Annotated in this window: 19 protein-coding genes; 14 read left to right on the top strand and 5 right to left on the bottom strand. The window is 69.4% G+C overall.

Annotation, left to right across the window (positions count from 1 at the left end; translation table 11 throughout):
• Nucleotides 1–277 precede the first annotated feature (277 nt).
• From OG538_RS20980 to ccsB, 5 genes are all read left to right on the top strand, one after another.
• Entirely contained in the window at nucleotides 278–1,540 is a 1,263-nt protein-coding gene (locus tag OG538_RS20980; RefSeq protein ID WP_406095790.1) for a hypothetical protein, read from the top strand.
• Nucleotides 1,541–1,607: 67 nt separating this feature from the next.
• Nucleotides 1,608–2,216, top strand: a complete 609-nt coding sequence (locus OG538_RS20985; RefSeq protein WP_406095792.1) for a TlpA family protein disulfide reductase — start codon at nucleotides 1,608–1,610, stop codon at nucleotides 2,214–2,216.
• Between the two features lie 4 nt (nucleotides 2,217–2,220).
• Nucleotides 2,221–2,982 (top strand): cytochrome c biogenesis CcdA family protein, encoded by a 762-nt coding sequence (locus tag OG538_RS20990; protein WP_406095794.1) that lies wholly within the window; start codon nucleotides 2,221–2,223, stop codon nucleotides 2,980–2,982.
• 6 nt (nucleotides 2,983–2,988) lie between these two features.
• A complete protein-coding gene (locus tag OG538_RS20995) occupies nucleotides 2,989–4,776 on the top strand; it encodes a cytochrome c biogenesis protein ResB (protein WP_406095796.1) in 1,788 nt (595 codons plus the stop codon).
• On the top strand, nucleotides 4,773–5,855 hold the full coding sequence (gene ccsB / locus OG538_RS21000) for a c-type cytochrome biogenesis protein CcsB (protein ID WP_406095798.1): 1,083 nt from the start codon (nucleotides 4,773–4,775) through the stop codon (nucleotides 5,853–5,855). Before OG538_RS20995 ends, ccsB begins: the two co-directional genes overlap by 4 nt.
• A 67-nt stretch (nucleotides 5,856–5,922) precedes the next feature.
• Here the strand turns inward: ccsB and OG538_RS21005 are convergent, their stop codons facing one another.
• The 3 genes from OG538_RS21005 to OG538_RS21015 form a co-directional block, all read right to left on the bottom strand.
• A complete protein-coding gene (locus OG538_RS21005) occupies nucleotides 5,923–7,488 on the bottom strand; it encodes an ABC transporter substrate-binding protein (RefSeq protein ID WP_406095800.1) in 1,566 nt (521 codons plus the stop codon).
• Entirely contained in the window at nucleotides 7,481–9,595 is a 2,115-nt protein-coding gene (locus tag OG538_RS21010; RefSeq protein ID WP_406095802.1) for a hypothetical protein, read from the bottom strand. The genes OG538_RS21005 and OG538_RS21010 overlap by 8 nt, the downstream gene beginning before the upstream one ends.
• 165 nt (nucleotides 9,596–9,760) lie before the next feature.
• Nucleotides 9,761–11,767 carry an aldehyde dehydrogenase family protein gene (locus tag OG538_RS21015; protein WP_406095803.1) on the bottom strand — a complete coding sequence of 669 codons (2,007 nt, stop codon included), beginning with the start codon at nucleotides 11,765–11,767 and terminating at the stop codon, nucleotides 9,761–9,763.
• 123 nt (nucleotides 11,768–11,890) lie between these two features.
• Between OG538_RS21015 and OG538_RS21020 the strand changes: the two genes are divergently transcribed.
• The gene (locus OG538_RS21020; protein WP_406095805.1) at nucleotides 11,891–12,355 is read left to right on the top strand and encodes a MarR family winged helix-turn-helix transcriptional regulator; all 465 of its coding nucleotides are present in this window, start codon (nucleotides 11,891–11,893) and stop codon (nucleotides 12,353–12,355) included.
• A gap of 60 nt (nucleotides 12,356–12,415) precedes the next feature.
• On the opposite strand, the gene OG538_RS21025 is transcribed toward OG538_RS21020, so the two are convergent.
• Entirely contained in the window at nucleotides 12,416–12,808 is a 393-nt protein-coding gene (locus tag OG538_RS21025; RefSeq protein ID WP_406095807.1) for a PLD nuclease N-terminal domain-containing protein, read from the bottom strand.
• A 261-nt stretch (nucleotides 12,809–13,069) separates the two neighbouring features.
• On the opposite strand from OG538_RS21025, the gene OG538_RS21030 reads away from it, so the two are divergent.
• The 3 genes from OG538_RS21030 to OG538_RS21040 all read left to right on the top strand — a co-directional run bounded on the left by OG538_RS21030 (nucleotide 13,070) and on the right by OG538_RS21040 (nucleotide 16,189).
• Nucleotides 13,070–14,527: a menaquinone biosynthesis decarboxylase gene (locus OG538_RS21030; protein ID WP_406095809.1), complete on the top strand. Its 1,458-nt coding sequence runs from the start codon at nucleotides 13,070–13,072 to the stop codon at nucleotides 14,525–14,527.
• Nucleotides 14,524–15,441, top strand: coding sequence for a menaquinone biosynthesis prenyltransferase MqnP (mqnP, locus tag OG538_RS21035; RefSeq protein WP_406095811.1), 918 nt, complete (start codon nucleotides 14,524–14,526; stop codon nucleotides 15,439–15,441). The genes OG538_RS21030 and mqnP overlap by 4 nt, the downstream gene beginning before the upstream one ends.
• 82 nt (nucleotides 15,442–15,523) lie before the next feature.
• The gene (locus OG538_RS21040; protein WP_406100233.1) at nucleotides 15,524–16,189 is read left to right on the top strand and encodes a UbiX family flavin prenyltransferase; all 666 of its coding nucleotides are present in this window, start codon (nucleotides 15,524–15,526) and stop codon (nucleotides 16,187–16,189) included.
• An 11-nt stretch (nucleotides 16,190–16,200) separates the two neighbouring features.
• Here the strand turns inward: OG538_RS21040 and OG538_RS21045 are convergent, their stop codons facing one another.
• Nucleotides 16,201–16,335, bottom strand: coding sequence for a hypothetical protein (locus OG538_RS21045; protein WP_326736853.1), 135 nt, complete (start codon nucleotides 16,333–16,335; stop codon nucleotides 16,201–16,203).
• A 132-nt stretch (nucleotides 16,336–16,467) separates the two neighbouring features.
• Between OG538_RS21045 and OG538_RS21050 the strand changes: the two genes are divergently transcribed.
• From OG538_RS21050 to OG538_RS21070, 5 genes are all read left to right on the top strand, one after another.
• Complete coding sequence (locus OG538_RS21050; RefSeq protein WP_311311891.1) at nucleotides 16,468–16,923, top strand: Lrp/AsnC family transcriptional regulator; 456 nt, start codon at nucleotides 16,468–16,470, stop codon at nucleotides 16,921–16,923.
• 213 nt (nucleotides 16,924–17,136) lie between these two features.
• A complete protein-coding gene (gene mqnE, locus OG538_RS21055; RefSeq protein ID WP_406100234.1) occupies nucleotides 17,137–18,300 on the top strand; it encodes an aminofutalosine synthase MqnE in 1,164 nt (387 codons plus the stop codon).
• A gap of 123 nt (nucleotides 18,301–18,423) precedes the next feature.
• Nucleotides 18,424–18,948 (top strand): GNAT family N-acetyltransferase, encoded by a 525-nt coding sequence (locus tag OG538_RS21060; protein WP_406095814.1) that lies wholly within the window; start codon nucleotides 18,424–18,426, stop codon nucleotides 18,946–18,948.
• A 176-nt stretch (nucleotides 18,949–19,124) separates the two neighbouring features.
• Complete coding sequence (locus OG538_RS21065; protein WP_406100236.1) at nucleotides 19,125–19,379, top strand: DUF4229 domain-containing protein; 255 nt, start codon at nucleotides 19,125–19,127, stop codon at nucleotides 19,377–19,379.
• A gap of 430 nt (nucleotides 19,380–19,809) precedes the next feature.
• A complete protein-coding gene (locus tag OG538_RS21070; protein ID WP_406095816.1) occupies nucleotides 19,810–21,153 on the top strand; it encodes a dicarboxylate/amino acid:cation symporter in 1,344 nt (447 codons plus the stop codon).
• Nucleotides 21,154–21,318: the final 165 nt, after the last annotated feature.

Raw genomic sequence — 21,318 nt, forward strand, 5'->3', positions numbered from 1 at the left:
TGGTCGTTTTGTCTTCAAGTGCCGGACGGGCTTGATTTGGCCGTCTCCGGCCTTTTGCTGATCCTTTGTGGGCCGAACGGGCGGAATCGTGCCGTCCGGGGTTGAGGCCTGCGGTCTTTTGGGGTGCTTCGGGGTCGATCTTGCGTTCGGTCATGGCCGGGGTCTGGTTCCGTAAAGAATTGTGTGCTAATTCGGGGAACCTTCGTGTTGCTTCACCCATCTAAGCCTTTGCCAGTTTGTATGGACTTGAGGCAAAACGACCGCAGATGGGAACGGCATGCGCGACATCAGCCGAAGGGGTTTGCTCGGAGCCGGACTTGGGGCCGCGGCCGCCATCGGGGTGGCGGGCTGCAGTTCCTCCGGCACCTCCGACACGAGTGGGGCGGGGCCGGACAAGGGCGCCAAGGGTGAGAAGGGTGCCGACGGTGCGGTCAAGGGCCACGGGCCCGCGAAGAAGGACGTCCGCGCCATCGGGGACGGTTCCACCGCCGACACCGGAAAGCAGCCGCGCCAGCCGTCCGCGCCCGTTCCGCTCGAACCCGGCCAGAAGCCGCCGCAGTTCGTGATCTTTTCCTGGGACGGCGCCGGTGAGGTCGGCAACGGGCTGTTCCCGCGTTTCCTGGAACTCGCCAAGGAACATGACGCGGCGATGACCTTCTTCCTCTCCGGTCTCTATCTGCTGCCCGAATCGAAGAAGACCCTCTACCGCCCGCCCAGCAACCCCATCGGTGCTTCCGACATCGGCTATCTCACCGATGGTCACATCAAGGAGACACTGAAGAACGTGCGCCAGGCCTGGCTGGACGGCCACGAGATCGGCACGCACTTCAACGGGCATTTCTGCGCCGGCTCCGGATCGGTGGGCAACTGGTCGCCGTCCGAGTGGCAGAGCGAAATCGATCAGTCGATCTCCTTCGTCACCGAATGGCGTACCAACACCGGCTGGACCGACCTGGATCCGCTGCCTTTCGATTACCGCAAGGAACTCGTCGGCGGCCGTACCCCCTGTCTGCTCGGACAGGACAATCTCCTGCCCACCGCGAAGAAGCTGGGCTGGCGCTACGACGCCAGTTCGCCCGGCGGCACCCAGGTGTGGCCCGCCAAGCGCATGGACGTATGGGATCTGCCGCTCCAGGGCATCCCGTTCCCCGGGCACGGTTTCGAGGTCCTCTCCATGGACTACAACATCCTGGCCAACCAGTCGCAGAATTCGACCAGGGGAATGCCCTCCCGGTATCCGGGCTGGCGCAACCAGGCCACGCAGGCGTACATCAGTGGTTTCCAGCGCGCGTACGAGACGAACCGTGCGCCGTTCTACATCGGAAACCACTTCGAGGAGTGGAACGGCGGCATCTATATGGACGCGGTCGAGGATGCGCTCAAGCACATCGCGGGCAAGCCGGATGTGCGCCTGGTCTCCTTCCGGCAGTTCGTCGACTGGCTCGACGTCCAGGACCCGGCCGTGCTCGCGAAGCTTCGTACGCTGGAGGTCGGGCAGGCACCCGAGGGCGGCTGGAACGCGTTCTTTAAACAAGCCTGACAACGGGCTTTACGGGCACCGAGGGGGGTGCCCAAGATCCGTGAATCCGCCATGCGAAACTTTTCACATGAGCTATGGCCGCGCATCCCGACGCCGCTTCACCCTGCTCGCCGCACCCGCGGCGGCCGTCGCGCTCGCACTGACGCTGAGCGCGTGCGGTCCGGGCAACACGACCGGTGGCGGCGGCGACACGAACTTCGTGACGGGCAACGGTGGAATCGCCACCGCGCCCAAGGGCGAGCGCGCCGACGCCCCGAAGCTCGACGGCGAGACCCTGGACGGCAAGCAACTCGACCTCGCCGACTACAAGGGCAAGGTCGTCGTCCTGAACGCCTGGGGCTCGTGGTGCGCCCCCTGCCGGCTGGAAGCGAAGTACTTCACCAAGGTGGCCAAGGAGACGAAGGACCAGGGCGTCCAGTTCGTCGGGATCAACACCCGCGATCCGGAGCGGGCCCAGGCCCTCAGCTTCGAGAAGGACTTCGGGGTCACCTACCCCAGCTTCTACGACCGGGCCGGCAAGCTCCTGCTGCGCTTCCCCAAGGGGACGTTCAAGTTGCAGTCCATCCCGTCGACCGTCGTCATCGACCGGGAGGGAAAGCTGGCCGCCCGAGTCGTGGGCCCGCTCGACGACACCAAGCTGCGCAAGATGCTCGACCCGCTGATCGCGGAGAAGTGATCAGGTGAACACCCTCGCCGCCGCCACGCAGAACGAGACCGTCCTGAGCGGAGCGCTGCTGGTCGCCCTGCCCATCGCCCTCCTCGGCGGACTCGTCTCCTTCTTCTCGCCGTGCGTCCTGCCTCTCGTGCCCGGCTACCTCAGTTACGTCACGGGCGTCAGCGGCGCCGACCTGGCGGAGGCCCGGCGGGGGCGCATGGTCGCGGGCGCCTCGCTCTTCGTGGCCGGTTTCACCGCCGTGTTCGTCTCCGGCGGCGCGCTCTTCGGCTACTTCGGCGACACGCTCCAGGCGAACAGCGGGCCGCTCACCAAGGTCCTCGGTGTGCTGATGATCCTCATGGGTGTCTTCTTCATGGGCCTGATGCCGTGGATGACCCAGCGCGAGTTCCGCATCCACAGGAAGCCGGTGACCGGTCTGGTCGGTGCCCCGCTGCTCGGCGCGCTCTTCGGGATCGGCTGGACACCCTGTCTGGGGCCGACGCTGAGCTCGGTGAGCATGCTGGCGATGGACCAGGGCACCGCCGGACGCGGGGCGATACTGACCGTCGCGTACTGCGTCGGGCTCGGTCTGCCCTTCGTGCTCGCCGCCGTCGCCTTCCGTAAGGCACTCGGCGCGTTCGGCTGGGTCAAGCGCCACTACGCCTGGGTCATGCGCATCGGCGGCGGCATGATGATCGTGACCGGGCTGCTCCTGCTGACCGGCGCGTGGGGCAGCATGATGCAGGAACTACAGGGCTGGTCGACCGGCTTCACGGTGGGGATCTGAGTACCGATGAGCAACACCAAGTCCAACCCTCCCCAGGAGCGCGAGCGCCCCGATGAGCGGGAGGTGCGTGCCGAGCAGGACCGGGAGACCGCCCGGGAGCTCGGCGCCGCCGGCTCCCAGCTCTCCACCGCACCGCGCGAGGAGGCACTGTCGAGCCTTCCCGCCATGGGGATCATCGGCTGGGTGCGCTGGTTCTGGCGTCAGCTGACCTCCATGCGGGTCGCGCTGATCCTGCTCTTCCTGCTGTCGCTCGGCGCCATCCCCGGCTCGCTGATCCCGCAGAACAGCGTCGACGAGCTGAAGGTGCAGACCTTCAAGGGGCTGCACACCACCGTCACGCCGATCTACGAGAAGCTCCAGTTCTTCGACGTCTACAGCTCGGTGTGGTTCTCCGCGATCTACATCCTGCTGTTCGTCTCCCTCATCGGCTGCATCGTGCCGCGCACCGGTACGTTCATCGGCCAGCTGCGCAGCCGCCCGCCGGGCGCCCCCAAGCGCCTGACCCGGTTGCCCGCGTACACCACCTGGCGCACCGAGGCCGAGCCGGAGCAGGTCCACGAGGCCGCGCTCGCGATCATGCGCAGGCGCCGCTACCGGGCCCATGTCGCCGGGGACGCCGTCGCGGCCGAGAAGGGCTATCTGCGCGAGGCCGGGAACCTGATGTTCCACATCGCGCTCATCGTGATGCTGGTGGCCTTCGCCTGGGGGCAGCTCTTCAAGTCCGAGGGCGCCAAGCTCGTCGTCGAGGGCGACGGGTTCTCCAACACGATCACCCAGTACGACGACTTCAAGTCCGGCTCGCTCTTCGACAACGACTCGCTGGCCCCCTTCAGCTTCACCCTCGACGACTTCATCGGTACGTACGAGCGCAGCGGCCCCCAGATCGGCACGCCCCGGACGTACGAGGCGCGCGTGACGTACTCGAAGGGCGCCTACGGCAAGCCGGAGAAGAAGGTCATCAAGGTCAACGAACCCCTCGTCGTCGACGGTACGAAGGTCTACCTCAACGCCCACGGCTACGCGCCCGTCGTCTCCGTCAAGGACGGCAGGGGCAAGGAGGTCTACAAGGCCGCCGTGCCGCTGCTGCCCATCGACAACAACGTCACCTCGTCCGGTGCGATCAAGGTGATGGACGGCTACCGCGACAAGAACGGCAAGAAGACCCAGCTGGGCTTCCAGGCGTTCTTCGTGCCGACCTTCGCGGGCAGCGGCAAGGGCACGATGTTCTCGCAGTTCCCAGCCGCCGACATGCCGGTCCTCGCGCTGAACGGCTTCCACGGCTCGCTCGGCGTCGACTCCGGTCTCGCGCAGAACGTGTACCAGCTCGACACGACCAAGATGAAGGAGTTCAAGGACTCCAAGGGGGAGCAGCTCAAGCAGCGGCTGCTCGTCGGCGAGACGATGAAGCTGCCCGACGGGGCCGGCTCCATCACCTTCGATGGCCTCCAGGAGTGGGCGAGCTTCCAGATCTCGGAGCAGCCCGCCAGCGGCTGGGCGCTCACCGGGGCCATCGGCGCGATCGCCGGACTGGCCGGCTCGCTGTTCATCCAGCGGCGCCGGGTCTGGATCCGTGCCGTGCGGGGCGCCGACGGCGTCACGGTCATCGAAATGGCGGGGCTCGGCCGCAGCGAGTCCGCGAAGCTTCCCGAGGAGCTGGCCGATCTCGCGGTCACGCTCAACGCCGAGGCGCCCACCGCGCCCGGCCCCGACACCGACCCCGACACCGATCCGGACCCCGGCACCCCTGTCGCCGCCGCGTCCTCCGCAGAACCTTCCGAAGGGGCTGAGAAGTGAATCTCGCCGCCGCAACCAACGAGAATCTGGCACACACCAGCAATGTGCTGATCTACTCGTCGATGGCCGTCTACACCCTGGCCTTCTTCGCGCACATCGCGGAGTGGGTGTTCGGGTCCCGCAGCAAGGTCGGCCGCACGGCAGCCCAGCTGACCGCCGAGCAGACCGTCTCAGGCACGGTGAAGGTCCAGGTCGCGCAGAAGGGCGGGAGCACCGCCGTCCTGGAGCGGCCGAAGATCGTCACCCGCTCCGCGGCCGGCTCGCGTGACGTGCCGGACGGCCCCGGCGCCGCGGGCGGCACGTTCAAGGGCGACCTCTACGGGCGGATCGCGGTCTCCATGACCGTGGTCGCGTTCCTCGTCCAGGCGGGCGGGGTCGTCGCCCGCGCGCTGTCCGTGCAGCGTGCCCCGTGGGGCAACATGTACGAGTTCTCGATCACCTTCTCCACGGTGGCGGTCGGCGCGTACCTGGCCCTGCTCGCCCTGAAGAAGAACGTCCGCTGGATGGGCCTGATCCTGGTCACGGCCATCCTGCTGGACCTCGGCCTCGCGACCACGGTGCTCTACACCTCCAGCGACCAGCTGGTGCCCGCACTGCACTCGTACTGGCTGTGGATCCACGTCTCCACCGCCATCATCTGCGGCGCCGTGTTCTTCATCGGGGGCATCGGCACCCTCATCTACCTCTTCCGCGACAGCTACGAGAGCAAGATCGCCAACGGCGGTGAGCCGGGCACGTTCGCCCATTCCGTGCTCTCCCGGATGCCGTCCGCGTCGAGCCTCGACAAGTTCTCGTACCGGATCAACGCGGCGGTCTTCCCGTTGTGGACGTTCACGATCATCGCGGGCGCGATCTGGGCCGGTGACGCCTGGGGCCGCTACTGGGGCTGGGACCCCAAGGAGGTCTGGTCGTTCATCACGTGGGTCGCGTACGCCTGCTACCTGCACGCCCGGGCCACCGCAGGATGGAAGGGCCGCAAGGCCGCCTACCTGGCGCTGATCGCCTTCGGCTGCTGGATCTTCAACTACTACGGCGTCAACATCTTCGTCACCGGCAAGCACTCCTACGCCGGCGTCTGAGCCGCTGGAACACCACGGCTGCCCGTCCCCGCACCGCGGGGCGGGCAGCCGTTCTCCGTATCCCGGGTCAGGGCGCCGACGACGGCGGCAGGCACTGCTCCTTCGGCGGCTTCCCTTCTGGCCAGGCCAGCGCCGCGAAGCGCTGATGCGGCGGGTCCGGTGCCAGCTCCACCACCGGTACCGCCTTGTTGAACGGGTTGCCGTGGTTGTCCAGGCAGATCCAGCCGCTGGCCCCCCGTACCCGCAGCGATCCCTTCACCCGGGGCCACTGGCCGCCGACGTCCTCCAGGCCCGGCAGCTCCTTTCCGTCGGCGGTCGCCCGCCGGATCCCCGCCACCGCCAGCGTCATGGCGTCATGGGCGATGATCACCTGCCCGTCGGTCAGGTCGTCGTGCGTGGTCGGCCCGACCGGGCCGACCGGCTTCTTGCCCACCTCGGCCAGGAGCTCCACGAACGCCCGGTAGTCCTCCGCCGAGCCCCCCGTCGGCCTCTTCCTCCCCGCCGCCACCGCGGGCCAGGCGTCCGGGTGCGCCAGCGAGGCGTAGCGGACCGTCACCTTGCGCCGCAGCGCGTCCCGGTCGAGCTTCTTGTCGTCGCCCAGGTACGAGCCCTCGTCACCGGTGAGCACCGTGAAGCGGCGGCTCTGACAGCCGCGCGCTCCCAGTGCGTTGACGAACTGGCGCAGTTGTACGTGACGCCCCGCGAAGAACACCGTGTCCGCGTCGGTGTCGCAGATGAGATGGGTGATCTGCTCGAAGGTGTTGGCCGTGGTGCCCTCGTCGTACGGGTCCTTCCGCGAGGTGAACAGCTCCGGCTCGTACTTCGACCCCTTCAGCAGTGTGCTGAACGCCGATTTCAGGGTGTCCGTGTAGTGGTCGCCGCTGCGGGTGTCCTGCACCAGCAGCGCCTTGTCCGCCTTCACCTCACCGAACGAGGCGAGGGCGCGGGCCTCGTCCCGGTTGGTCGGCGACACTCTGGCCAGGCCGGGGAACGGGTCGCTTCCGGGGCCGTTGGCGATGTCGTCGGCGGTGATCGTGGAGCCCACGACCGGGATCCCGGCGCCGGTCAGCTCTTTCACGGCCTCCTTGGCCTGCGTACTGCTGATGGCGACCCCGGACACCGCGCGCAGCCGGTCCGGAGCCCCCGTCATCGTCAGCAGCCGGTCCACGGCGGGGCGCCATTGCAGGCTGTTGTTCCCGGTGTTGGCGAGCACCACCCGGATCTGCGGGACCTGCCCGTTCGCGTGGTGGTTGGCCCGGTACTGCGCGGCGAACGCCCCCTGGAGCTCGTGCAGCACCTTCGTCCGCATGGACGCGTCGGTCGAGGTCAGCGGGAGCAGCAGCGCCACCGTCGCGTACCGGCCCGTCTTCAGCGAGCGGTTCTCGCGGCCGATCGCGGCGGCGACCGTCGTCAGCTGCGACTGTCCGAAGTCGTAGCCGTCACCGGACACACCGACGCACTCGTCGCTGTCCTGCGGGCGGGCGACCCCCGTGGCGCACGAACGGTCCTCCGGCTCGGTCAGCCGGCCCACTCCGTACCAGCCGGCCGTGATCAGCAGGGCGCCCACCACGACCGAGGTGACGATCTTCTGCCGGGTGGTCCACCACAGGCGGTAGCGCAGCGGGTTACGCACCCGGACCACCGCCCCCCGGGCGGTGCGGCCCGACCCGGGCGGGCGCGCCCGGCGGCATGGACAGTGCCCGCCAGTCCCGCAGATCGCGCGGCCAGTGCGTCGCCGCGTCCCAGAGCATCGCGTGCCCCGTCGGATGCCTGCCGGACAACTGCCGCAGCTCGTGCGCCATCTTGTCGATCACCTCTTCGTCGGGCAGGGCCAGCGGATCGGACAGCAGCCAGACCGCGTGGAACAACCGCCGTAGCTGCAACTGGAGTTCGGCGGCCCGCTCGTCGAGCCCGGCGAGCGCCGCCCGTTCGTCGTCGGAGGCGGCCGCCCGCCCCAGCGCGACGGCCCGCCGCGGATCGGGGCCGGTGCTGCCGGGCGGGCGGGGGCAGGGGGCCGAGGCGATGAACCGCAGCGCGTCGAGCCAGCTCAGCACGTCGGGCCGGGCGAACCGCACCCGCAGGTGGGTCACGCAGTCCTCCGCCGCGCCCAGCACCAACTCCTGGTGCAGGCGGTGTGGTTCGCTTGGGCAGCTGCCCCCGGCGGCATACGCGGAACGCAGCGTCTCGTGCACCGCCCGCCACACCGCGTAGTACGGCGGGTCGTCGTCCTGGAACCGCAGCCGGTGCAGCAGAAGCGACCGCAGCAGCGGATCGGCGACGAAGTGCTCCGGTCCCACCGGCCAGTCCTCCGCCCGCAGTGCGTCGCGCACCCGCAGCGCCACATCGCCGTCCAGCGACTCCCCGCGCAGCCGGGTCGTGGCCAGCAGCCGTGCCGAGTCCTCGCCGTGTGCGGCCGCCAGCACGCTCAGCACGTCCGGGCGCTGCCCGGGCAGCAGTCGCTCCAACAGCTCGTCGGCCACCCGGACCGGCGGCCGGTCCTCCCGCAGCTCCACCGTGCGCTCCAGTAGCGCCCCGGGCACGAGGGCGCCCGGGTCCGGCGCCTCGCCCGCCGCCTGCGCCAGCAGGGCCACCCCCAGCGGCCGTCCCCCCGTCAGCCGGTGCATGCCGCGCGCCAGGCCCGCGGGGGTGCGGCCGTGCGGATCGTGCCGGTCGAGCGCGGAGCGCACATGGGCGGCGTCCAGCGGGGTGAGGCCGATGGCCAGGATCCCGGACGTCACCTCCGTGCCCCGCACCCAGTGCGAGGCGTGCGCCACTTCGGGCAGCCGCCGGCGCACCGCGTGGCTCAGCCCCGCGTGGTCGTGGACGCGGGACGACGCGAACACCGCTATCCGGTCGTGCACCCCGCCCGCACGCTGCCGGAGCAGCGGTTCGACGAGCTGCCGGCCCAGCGGGGTGTGCGCGTTGTCGATGAGCAGGACCGGGCGGCCCCGCCGGGCACCGCGCGCCATTCCGCGGTAGGCCTGCACCAGGTCCGTGACCAGGGCCAGCACCAGATGGTCCTCGGCCCGACGGCGCAGATCGCCACCGCGCTCGAAGTCGACCGCGAGCTGCCGCAGACCGATGCGGCCGTTGCCGCCCGCGTGCGGATAGGTCCCGTACCAGTCCGCCGAGCGCCGCTGGAACCGGCTGAACGTCTCCTCCAGCACTGTCTCCACGGTCGCCTCGGCAACCATGCCGGCCATCGGCGCCACCGAGTCGAACGCCCCGGCGGCCAGCTTCGTCAGCACCTTGGTGACCCAGCCCGTGGCGGTGTCGCCCCGGGTGTCGAGGGTCGCCAGTACCGGACCGAGCGACTGCAGATCACGCTGGGCCCGCGACTCGTCCTCCCGCCGCCAGGACACCGACGCCACCGCCACCAGCCCCAGGCTGAGGCGGGGGAACTGCACCGGGCGGGCCGCGTGCACCCGCGCCGTGAGCTGGGTGGCCAGCTCCGGCAGGACCCCCGTCACCGGCGTCCAGCCGGGTCCCGGGTCCGCGGGTGCCGGCACGGCCTCGCAGTCCACCAGGGCGAGCGGGGTGATCTCCCGGTACAGATTGCGCAGTTGCTTGAGCACGGCCGTCTTGCCCATGCCGCGGCCACCGGTCAGCACGGCGACCGGGAGGTCGTCACCGTGCTCGCAAGCGACCCGCCGTGAGCCGTGCGGAGTGAGACCGGTCAGGCGTGCCGCAAGTCCGTCGTCACCGAAAATTGCCTCGCGCCCGTACAGGTCTCGCTCCACAACACCCCCAGCGCTGCAAGCCCACCCTGATCTGTCACTCCGTCAACACCAGGATATCGGCCGCGTGTTGGAGGCAGGTGAAGATTTTCGAACGATCGGTGCGGGCTGCTCGGCGGGGGTAGGGGCCTCGGGCGCCGGTGAGGCCCCCACTCCCGCCGGCCGAGCTCACGAGGGCATCGGGGTGTCCAGCACCGCCTTGCGGTGACTGAACGTCTCCAGCGAGTACCGGCCGTGGTAGCTCCCCATCCCGCTCTCGCCGACCCCGCCGAACGGCAGGTCCGACACCGTGAGATGGGCGAGCGGCAGCCCGATCCCGACCGCGCCCGACGACGTCTCGCCGATCAGCCGCTCCCGTACGGCGTCCGAATCGGTGAACGCGTACAGCGCCAGCGGCTTGTCGCGGTCGTTGATGAACGCGATGGCCTCGTCGAGGCCGGCGACCGTCACGATCGGGAGCACCGGGCCGAAGATCTCCTCCCGCATCACGGGTGAGTCCGGCGCCACGTCGGTCAGCACGGTCGGAGCGATGTACTTGCTGTCCCGGTCGTACGTCCCACCGGTCACCGTGCGACCGGAGCCGAGCAGCCCGGTGAGCCGGTCGAAGTGCCGCCGGTTCACGATCCGCCCGTACTCCGGGTGCGTCGAGGCATCCGCCCCGAACATCTCCTCGACCGCCTCCGCGAGGGCGTCCGCGAGGGCGGCGCCGGTCTCCGGGTCCGTCAGGACGTAGTCGGGGGCCACGCACGTCTGGCCCGCGTTCAGGAACTTCCCGGCCGCCAGCCGGCCCGCGACCGCCTTCGGGTCCGTGTCCCGGTCCACGAACACGGGCGACTTGCCGCCCAGTTCGAGCGTCACCGGCGTCAGGTGCTTCGCCGCGGCGGCCATCACGATGCGCCCCACCGTGCCGTTGCCGGTGTAGAAGATGTGGTCGAAGTGCTCCGCGAGCAGTGCGGTGGTCTCGGGAACCGCCCCCTCCACGACGGCGACGGCGTCCGTGTCCAGGTATCGCGGCAGGAGCCGTGCGACGGCGGCGGACGTCGCGGGCGCCATCTCGCTCGGCTTGACCACGACCGCGTTGCCCCCGGCCAGCGCGCCGACGACCGGCGCGAGGAGCAGCTGAGCCGGGTAGTTCCAGGGCGCGATGACGAGGACGACACCGAGCGGGTCCTGCACGGTGTGGGCCTTCGCGCCGCCCAGCGACGCCGGTACGGGGGCGGGCTCGGGCCGCAGCCAGTCGGCCAGGTGCTCCAGCGTGTGGTCGATCTCGCGGATCGTGAAGTCGATCTCGGTGCGGTACGCCTCCTTGCGGCTCTTGCCGAGGTCGGCGCGGAGGGCGTCGGCGAGCTCGTCACCGCGCTCGGTGAGCAGCGTGCGCAGCCGGTCGAGCTGGCCCGTACGCCAGTCGAGGCTCTTGGTGCGTCCGGTGCGGAAGGTGGCGCGCAGGCGGTCGACGGTCTCGGCCGGGGACTCGGCGGGAGCCAGTGCGGCGACGATCTCGCGGGCCAGTTGCTCCGAGGAGGCCGGATTCTGGCCGGTGTGGAGGGTCCGGTCGGTGAGGGTGTGCGGGGTGAAGGGGGCGGCGGCCGTGTAATCGGCGCCCAGCTCGATCAGCCGGTCCTCCAGCAGCCAGGGCGCCTTGTCGGCGAGGCCGCCGATGGACTCCTCGGCGTTGCTGAACCCGGTCATGCGGTAGCCGGCGAAGGGCCAGGACCCGTCCTCGCGCCGGGCGGCGAGCAGAGCGGCCGGTGCGTGGCACAGCACGCCGAGGTGCGTACCGGAGTCGAGCGCGGTGGACAGCAGCCGCCCGGAGAGCTCGCTCACGGCCAGGTCCTCCATGGGGCCGTGGCCGCCGGGGTAGAAGACGGCGTCGTAGCGGTCCGGGTGGATGTCTTCGAGCCGGGCCGGGCTGCGGAGCTCGGGGCCGATCGCGGCGAGGTACGCGGCGACGGCGTCGGCCTGCTCCTGTCCGCCGTTGGCGGCGGCCGCCAGGCTGCCCGCGTCGACGGTGGGGGTCACACCGCCCGGGGTGGCGAGGGTGATGGCGTAGCCGGCCTCGGTGAAGACCCGGTGCGGAGCGGCCAGCTCCTCGGCCCAGAACCCGGTGGGGTGGGTGGTGCCGTCGTTGAGGGTCCAGCGGTCGGCGCCGGTGATCACGAACAGTACGGAGGGCATGGGGGTACTCCCTGCGGGGTGAGCTCAAAACTTGATATGCTCAAGCAACTCACTTCATGAAACTGCCAGAAGTTGAGCAAGTCAAATAAATGTCGGCGGATGCCGATCGAAGAATGGCCGACCATGACCACCGAACCGACGCCCCGCGCCGCCACTGCTCCGGACGATCGAGCCGTCCCGACCCCGGAGGATCTCCTGGAGCCCCTGGCCGTCGTCGTCCGCGGTCACCACGACGACCTCACCGCCGTCGCCGCCCGTCATGGTCTGTCGACCTCGCAGGCCCGCGCGCTGATCGCGCTCAATGAGCCCATGCCGATGAGCGCACTCGCCGCCCACCTGGTCTGCGACGCGTCCAACGCCACCGGGCTCGTCGGCCGCATGGAGACCCGCGGCCTGGTCCGCCGGACCCCGGCCCCCGGCGACCGCCGTTCCAAGGTCGCGAGCCGCACCCCCGAGGGCACGGAGCTCGCCCGGACCATCCGCGCCGAGATGCGCGCCGTGCACCGCGCACTCGAATCGCTCACCCCCCAGGAGCGCACGGCACTGCTGCCCCTGCTCAACAAGCTGGGGCAGCAGTTGTACGCGTGATCCGCCACCGGGTGGGGAACCGGGCGGGCGCAACGGTCAGGAAGCGGGCGGCAGCGGTGTTCAGGAGGCGGGCGGGGCCTCCGGCCCGCTCTCCCGCCGCTTGAGCTCGTCCTCGCGGCGGCGCAGGTCCGCCTCCCAGTCCTTGAGAACGGCCTCGTCCTTCTTGTTCTCGTCCCTCAGTGACTTCAGGAAGTCGGGATTGTCGTCCGGCGCCACCCACTGCTGACGGTGGTTGCGGTGCCATTCGGACGGCGTACGGCCTCCGGCCGGCACTTCGCGCATCTTGCCCGCGGCCAGCCACACGATCGGGCCGACGATCCAGAACAGCAGGATGATGAAGACCCAGGCGATCTTCGGCAGGTGCTTGGCCTCGTCCTCCGGGGTGTTCAGGCAGTCGATGAACGCGTAGATCGTCAGCGCCAGAGGCAGGAGATAGATCAGAGCCCGGAACATGGTGGAAAGGCCCCCCGAGGAGAGTTGGCGGGGCAACGCCCCGCCCCGGTGACGGGCCCAGAGTAGCGGTTGTCATGTGCGCCCTACGGTGAGCGGGTCCGCGTGCGGAGGCGGCGGGGAGCCGGGCGACCGGTGGGGCGTCGGCCGGGGATGCCGGCACGCGAGACGGGGGACGCCTCTCCCGCATCCCGTGGAGAGGAACGCCTGACGCGGGGGGGAGCCCCGGCGGCCGACGCCAGGGGGGATGTCAGACTGGACGGCATGGCTTACGACGATCTTCGTTCCCTCCTCCGGGCTCTGGAGCGCGAGGGCGAGCTCAAGCGCATCAAGGCCGAGGTCGACCCCTACCTGGAGGTCGGTGAGATCGTCGACCGGGTGAACAAGGCCGGCGGACCCGCGCTGCTCTTCGAGAACGTCAAGGGGTCCTCGATGCCCCTGGCCATGAACGTCTTCGGAACGGACAAGCGCCTCCTCAAGGCGCTCGGGCTGAAGTCCTACGCCGACATCAGCGACAAGATCGGCGGACTGCTCAAGCCCGAGCTGCCGCACGGCTTCGTGGGCGTACGGGAGGCCTTCGGCAAGCTCGGCACGATGGTGCACGTTCCGCCGAAGAAGGTGAAGTCGGAGAACGCCCCGGTCCAGGAGGTCGTCCTCACCGGCGACGACGTGGACCTGGACCAGCTGCCCGCGCTGTTCACCTGGCCCAAGGACGGCGGCTCCTTCTTCAACCTGGGGCTCACCCACACCAAGCACCCCGAGACCGGCGTCCGGAACCTGGGGCTCTACCGCCTCCAGCGCCACGACCGCCGCACCATCGGGATGCACTGGCAGATCCACAAGGACAGCCGCAACCACTACCAGGTCGCCGCCAAGCGCGGTGAGCGGCTGCCGGTCGCCATCGCCTTCGGGGCGCCGCCCGCGGTCACCTACGCGTCCACCGCGCCGCTGCCGGGGGACATCGACGAGTACCTCTTCGCCGGGTTCATCCAGGGCAAGCGCATCGAGATGGTCGACTGCAAGACCGTGCCGCTCCAGGTCCCGGCCAACGCCGAGGTCGTCATCGAGGGGTGGCTGGAGCCCGGGGAGATGCTTCCCGAGGGGCCGTTCGGCGACCACACCGGCTTCTACACCCCGCAGGAACCGTTCCCCGCGCTGACCATCGACTGCGTGACCATGCGCAAGCGGCCGCTGATCCAGTCCATCGTCGTCGGCCGGCCGCCGACCGAGGACGGTCCGCTGGGGCGGGCCACCGAGCGGTTCTTCCTGCCGCTTCTCAAGATCATCGTGCCGGACATCGTGGACTACCACCTGCCCGAGTCCGGTGGCTTCCACAACTGCGCGATCGTCTCGATCGACAAGAAGTACCCGAAGCACGCCCAGAAGGTCATGAGCGCCATCTGGGGCGCGCACATGATGTCGCTGACGAAGCTGATCGTCGTCGTGGACTCCGACTGCGATGTCCACGACCTGCACGAGGTGTCCTGGCGGGCGCTCGGCAACACCGACTACGCGCGTGACCTCACCGTCGCCGAGGGGCCGGTCGATCACCTCGACCACGCCTCCTACCAGCAGTTCTGGGGCGGCAAGGCCGGCATCGACGCGACGAAGAAATGGCCCGAGGAGGGCTACACCCGGGACGGGGGCTGGCCGGACATGGTCGAGTCCGACCCGGAGACGGCGGCGAAGGTCGACCGCCGGTGGAAGGAATACGGACTGTGAGCGCCGCCGAAGCGACCGTGGGCTCCGGGCCCGCGCAACCGAACAGCAGGGTCAAGGCGTTCCTGCGGCTCGTGATGATCGAGCACTCGGTCTTCGCGCTGCCCTTCGCGTACATCGCCGCCCTGACCGCGATGTACGTCGACGACGAGTCGATCCACTGGGTCACGCTGCTGCTCGTCACCGTGGCCATGGTCGGGCTGCGGACCTTCGCGATGGCCGCGAACCGCATCATCGACCGCGAGATCGACGCCCGCAATCCGCGCACCGCGACCCGCGAGCTGGTGACCGGCGCGGTGTCGGTGAGGTCGGCGTGGACCGGCGCGCTGGTCGCCGTCGTGGCGTTCCTCGGCGCGGCGGCCCTGCTGAACCCGCTCTGCCTGGCGCTGGCGCCGCTCGCCGTGATCCCGATGGTCGTCTACCCGTACGGCAAGCGGTTCACGAACTACCCGCACGCCATCCTGGGCATCGCCCAGGCCATGGGGCCCATCGGCGCCTGGCTGGCGGTGACGGGCAGCTGGTCGTGGGACGCCGTGATCCTGGGACTGGCCGTCGGCATCTGGATCGGCGGCTTCGACCTGATCTTCGCCTGTCAGGACGTGCAGGCGGACCGTGCCCACGGGGTGCTGTCCGTCCCGGCACGCTTCGGCATCCCGGCTGCGCTGTGGGGCGCGCGGGTCTGTCACGTGGTGACGACGGGCCTGCTGGTCTGGTTCGGCCTGGCCACGGGGGCGGGGCTCTTCTACTGGATCGGCATGGTGGTCGTCGCCGTGGCCTTCGTGTACGAGCACCGAGTGGTGCGGCCCCACGATCTGTCGCGGCTCAACCGGGCGTTCTTCCAGGTCAACGGGTTCATCGGGATCGCCCTGTTCGCGTGCGCGCTGCTGGACCTGCTGGTGCGGGGTCTGGCGGTGTAGTACCCGTGACGGCCCCGAACTCCTGACACGCCGGTGAATCCGGCTGCCGGATAGGCTCGGGGGTGTGAATTCCGGGACTTCAGTGAGTCAGCAGCAGCGAAAGCCTTGGATTGTCGGGGTTTCGGGCGCTTCGGGCACCCCATTCGCGGCTGCCGTGCTGCGCGGTCTGCTGGCCGCGGGGGAGAGCGTCGACCTGGTGGTGAGCCGGGCCTCGCGGCTGACCCTGCTGGACGAGACGGGGATCTCGTTCCGCGACGCGCACTGGCAGGAGGACCTGTCCGCCTGGCTGGCCCGCGGGGCGGACGGGAAGCCGCACACCTTCGAAGTGGACGTCTCCGGCGTACGGCACTGGGCGGCCGGCGATCTGGCCGCGGGGCCGTCCTCGGGGTCGTACCCGGCGAAGGGGATGCTGATCGTGCCCGCGTCGACCGCGTGCGCGGCCGGGGTGGCGCTGGGGCTCTCGAAGGATCTGCTGCAACGGGCCGCGAGCGTGACGCTCAAGGAGCGGCGGAAGCTGGTCGTCGCCGTGCGCGAGACGCCGCTGAACGGCCAGACGCTGAAGCATCTGGTGACCCTGGACGAGGCGGGCGCGGTCGTGCTGCCCGCCTCTCCGGCGTTCTACGCGGGTGCGACGCACATCCAGGATCTGGTGGATTTCGTCGCGGGGCGGGTGCTGGACGCGGCAGGGGTGCCGCACCGGCTGTACCGCCGCTGGGAGGGAGAGCTCGGTGGCGGCTCTCGCGGCTGACCCGGCCGGGGTCAGCGCTTCTTGGGGGTGCGCGGGTTGCGGGTCTTGTCGACCCGGTGGGCCGCGGCGGGCTGGTGGGCACGCGAGCGGTTGGCCAGGTCCTGCAGCTCGCGCATCCGGGCGTAGGCCATCTCGATCGTGTACACGGTGTTCTCACTCCTGAAGATTCGAAAGTATTTTTTGGAAGTTCGGAAAGATTTGCAGGCTCTGACGCCTGCATGCCTTAGATTCTACACACAGACTCGCGATACTGCTGAACAATGGAAGGTTTCAGTCACATGGACGCGGTGGACAGGCAGCTCATTCAGGCCCTCAGGGAGAACGGCAGGGCCTCGTACGCCGAGCTGGGACGGCTCGTAGGGCTCTCCGGGCCCAGCGTCACCGACCGCATCAACCGGCTGGAAACCGCCGGTGTCATCACCGGTTACCGCGCCACCGTCGACGCGGCCTCGCTCGGCCTCGGGGTCACGGCGCTGATCGGCATCTCGCTCTCGGACGCCGCCGACCACGAGGACGTGGCCCGCAGGCTGAAGGACCTCGCGGAGATCGAGGACGCCTGGTTCATCGCGGGTGACGACTCGTACATGCTCAAGGTCCGGGTCGGCGACGTGGACGGCCTGGAGAAGACCATCCGCCGGCTCAGCGGTACCAAGGGTGTCTCGCGGACGCGGACGACGATCGTGCTCTCCACCAAGTGGGAGAACCGGGTCGGAGACCTTCCCGAAGAGGGCTGAGGGCTGTCCCGCAGTCCCTGGCGGGCGCACGACGACAGTTACGGCACCTCGCCGCGTTGTCGGAGCGTCCGAATACATCCAGTCTGCGGACGCCCCTCCGCCCTGCGATGCACCGCATCCGACGCCGCGCGCTGATCCCCCGGGGATTACGGGACAGCCCTTAGGCGTACGGTGAGCTGAAGTCTGTTACGGAGAGATATGGGAGGCGCCCTAGTGGACGCGGGACTCAAGCGCGAGCTGGAGCAGAAGGTCCGGGACGGCGAGCGGCTGTCCCGCGAGGACGGGATCGCGCTCTACGAGTCCGACGATCTGGCCTGGCTCGGCGGGCTGGCCCATGAGGTGCGTACGCGCAAGAACGGCGACGTCGTCCACTTCAACGTCAACCGTCACCTCAACATGACCAACGTGTGCACCGCCTCGTGTGCGTACTGCTCCTTCCAGCGCAAGCCGGGGGAGAAGGACGCCTACACGATGCGCATCGAGGAGGCCGTCCGCCTCGCGAAGGCGATGGAGGGCGAGAGCCTCACCGAGCTGCACATCGTCAACGGGCTGCACCCCACCCTGCCGTGGCGCTACTACCCGCGTTCGCTGAGCGCGCTCAAGGAAGCGCTGCCGGAGGTCTCCCTCAAGGCGTTCACCGCCACCGAGATCCACCACTTCGAGACCATCTCCGGGCTCACCGCCTCCGAGATCCTCGACGAGCTCATCGAGGCGGGTCTGGAGTCGCTGACCGGCGGCGGGGCGGAGATCTTCGACTGGGAGGTCCGCCAGCACATCGTCGACCACGCCACCCACTGGGAGGACTGGTCGCGCATCCACCGGCTCGCGCACGAGAAGGGTCTCAAGACCCCGGCGACGATGCTCTACGGGCACATCGAGGAGCCCCGTCACCGCGTCGACCACGTGCTGCGGCTGCGTGAGCTGCAGGACGAGACCGGCGGCTTCCAGGTCTTCATCCCGCTGCGCTACCAGCACGACTTCGTCGACATGAAGGACGGCAAGGTCCGCAACAAGCTCCAGGCGCGGACGACGATGGCGACCGGCGCCGAGGCGCTGAAGACCTTCGCGGTCTCCCGGCTGCTGTTCGACAACGTTCCGCACGTCAAGGTCTTCTGGGTGATGCACGGCGTGCAGACCGCCCAGCTGGCGCTCCAGCACGGCGCCGACGACATGGACGGCTCGGTCGTCGAGTACAAGATCACGCACGACGCGGACAACTACGGCACACCGAACAAGCTCGGCCGTGAGGATCTGCTGGACCTGATCCGCGACGCCGGTTTCCGGCCGGTGGAGCGCAACACCCGGTACGAGATCATCCGTGAGTACCCGGGCCCGGACGCGGAGCGGCGTGAGTCGCCGCAGCCGATGCGGGTCTGAACCGGCGCGCGCCCGTCGCGCGCGCTGTGCTGTACGAAAGCTCCGGCCGCCGTCCCCGGCCGGAGCTTTCTCGCGTTTCGGACGGTGGTTGAGCGTGTGTGCAGTAATGGTTAATCTGCGCCTATGGCGCTTACATTTGAGTTGGATCCCATGTTCGACCGGTCCGTAAGGGACGGCATCACCGCGCTCTGGGCCGATGTGTCGAACGCGGGTGGGGCGGTGGGCTTCGTGCCGCCCGTGACGGCCGAGGACGTGCGGCCGGAGCTGGTCAAGCACCTCGTCGCCATGGCCGAGGGCCGGACCCGGCTCCTCGTCGGCTACGACGAGGAGGGTGCCGTCGCCGCCACGGCCTTCCTGGCACACAACACGCACCGGCTGATGACGCACTGGCTCTGGCTCTACACCGTGATGGTCCACCCCCGCCACCAGGGCCGCGGTTACGGCCGTGACCTGATGGCCGCGGCCGCGGACGCCGCGCGCTCCATCGACGGCATCGAGGCGATCCGGCTCACCTGCCGCGGCGGCACGGGAGCCGACCGCTTCTACGGCACCTGCGGTTACAAGGAGGTCGGACGGGTCCCCGGGGCGATCCGGGTGGCCGAGGGCGACGACCGCGACGACATCATCATGCTGCTCCCGCTCGGCTGAACGCCCCGGCGGGCCGCGGGGGCGTCCGGACCGGGCCGGGCGGCGTGCGGAAGGCGCGGCCCTCCTGACCGACCGATTGTGGGGCATGCTTCACTGGTCGGGCAGGACTGTCGTACGTAGAGAGAAGGCCAGCTGTGTCCGCTGCCAAGCCGAGCGCAACGATCCGGTACACCGCGATGCGTCTCAGCATCTTCGTCGGCTGCCTCGTCGTCGCCGCGATCGCCGTCAACTTCGGGCTCATCCCCTCCGGCGCCGGAGGGTCCAACGTCATCTGGGTCGTCCTGCTCGCGCTGGTGCTCTCCGCGCCGCTCAGCTACGTACTCCTGCGCAAGCAGCGCGACGAGATGTCCGAGCAGATCGTGTCCTCGGTCGACCGCGCCAAGGCCCGCCTCGAAGCGAACCGGACGCGCGAGGACAGCGTCGCCCAGTAGTGGTTCGGTGAGGGTGGAGTAAGGGATTTGTAAGCTTCCTCACACCCGCCCCCTTTCCTTTCAAAACCCCAGCATCGGAGCGAGCGCTCCTGTACTGGGGTTTTCGCGTTCCTGGGGCCGGTGTGGGGTCGGAGCGCGGGCCGCCGGCCGTTTCGGAAGGCCGCCGGAGACCAAAGAAGACCTTTGAGGTTCTCAAAGTTCAAGTGTTAACGTGTTCGACATGAAGACAGCTGTGCGCCTCCGACCTGCCGCGAGCATTCCGCTCGTGGAGCGCCTTCATGTCGATCTCTGCCGCTGTATGTCCGCGGTCTGTTGCCGCAACGTCTGATACCGGCATCATGCAGCGGCGCCGCCCCTGACGCGGGCGCCGCACCCCGTCCCCCGCACACCGTCCCCGTGCGTCCCGATGCGTCACATCTGGAGTGTGTCCGTGTCCGCGAACCCCGCGTCCACCACCACCGATGAGCCCTCCGGCTCCGGTTTCCGCATACCCAAGGTCCCGTTCTGGGCCCAGATCGTCGCCGGCCTCGTGCTCGGCGTGCTCCTGGGCTGGCTGGCCCGCAGCCAGGACATCGGCTGGCTCTACACCACGCTCGACAAGGTCGGCCACATCTTCGTCCAGCTGCTGAAGCTGGCCGTCGCGCCCCTCGTCTTCTTCGCGATCCTGGTGTCGATCACCAACCTGCGCAAGGTCAACAACGCCGCCAGGCTGGCCACCCGCACGCTGCTCTGGTTCATGATCACCTCGCTCATCGCGGTCGCCATCGGCCTCGCGATCGGCCTGATCACCAACCCGGGCTCCGGCACCGGCCTCACGCCGAAGGACGGCAAGCTCCCGGAGCACTCCGGCTCCTGGCTCGACTTCCTGACCGGCATCATCCCGGACAACGTGATCACCCCGTTCACCGAGCTGAACGTCCTCCAGATCGTCTTCATGGCCGCCGTCGCCGGTATCGCCGCACTCCAGCTCGGTGAGAAGGCCCAGCCGATCCTCACCCTCAGCGAGTCGGTCCTGGAGCTCCTCCAGAAGGCCCTGTGGTGGGTCATCCGCCTCGCCCCCCTCGGCACCGTCGGCCTCATCGGCTACGCCATCGCCGACTACGGCTGGGACCTGATCGGCAAGTACGCGACGTTCACCGCCGACGTCTACATCGGCTGCGCCCTGGTGATGTTCGGCGTCTACCCGCTGCTGCTCGCCACCGTCGCCAAGGTCAGCCCGCTCCAGTTCTTCAAGGGCGCCTGGCCCGCGATCCAGCTGGCCTTCGTCTCCCGCTCCTCGGTCGGCACGATGCCGGTCACCCAGAAGGTCACCGAGCGCCTCGGCGTCCCGAAGGAGTACGCCTCCTTCGCCGTCCCGTTCGGCGCGACGACCAAGATGGACGGCTGCGCCGCGATCTACCCGGCGCTCGCCGCGATCTTCATCGCGCAGATCTTCGACGTGCAGCTGGGTGTCGGTGACTACATCCTCATCGCGTTCGTCTCGGTGATCGGTTCGGCGGCGACCGCCGGTCTGACCGGTGCCACGGTCATGCTGACCCTCACCCTGTCGACGCTGGGCCTCCCGCTGGAGGGTGTCGGTCTGCTGATGGCCATCGACCCGATCCTGGACATGATGAGGACGGCGACGAACGTCGCAGGGCAGGCGCTCGTCCCGGTGATCGTCTCGGCCCGCGAGAAGATCCTCGACCACGACGCGTACAACTCGGCCTCGGCCTCCCCGGTCGGCGACGAGGTGCCGGCGACCGAGCCGGAGCGAGTGCCGGTCGCCGCGTAGGCGGTCACGCACGATTGTCGGGAGCGCCCCCGGTCCACAGCGGACCGGGGGCGCTTTCACATGTGGGCGAAGGTGACGACTTCCGGCCGTACGGGCCGGGCGAACCCCGCTCCGTACGACGGGGAGGGGCCCCGCGCCGTACGCTTACCGAGGAGTAGGGCATCG

Origin of the sequence: Streptomyces sp. NBC_01013 (assembly GCF_045162765.1) — a bacterium.
Lineage (GTDB): Bacteria > Actinomycetota > Actinomycetes > Streptomycetales > Streptomycetaceae > Streptomyces.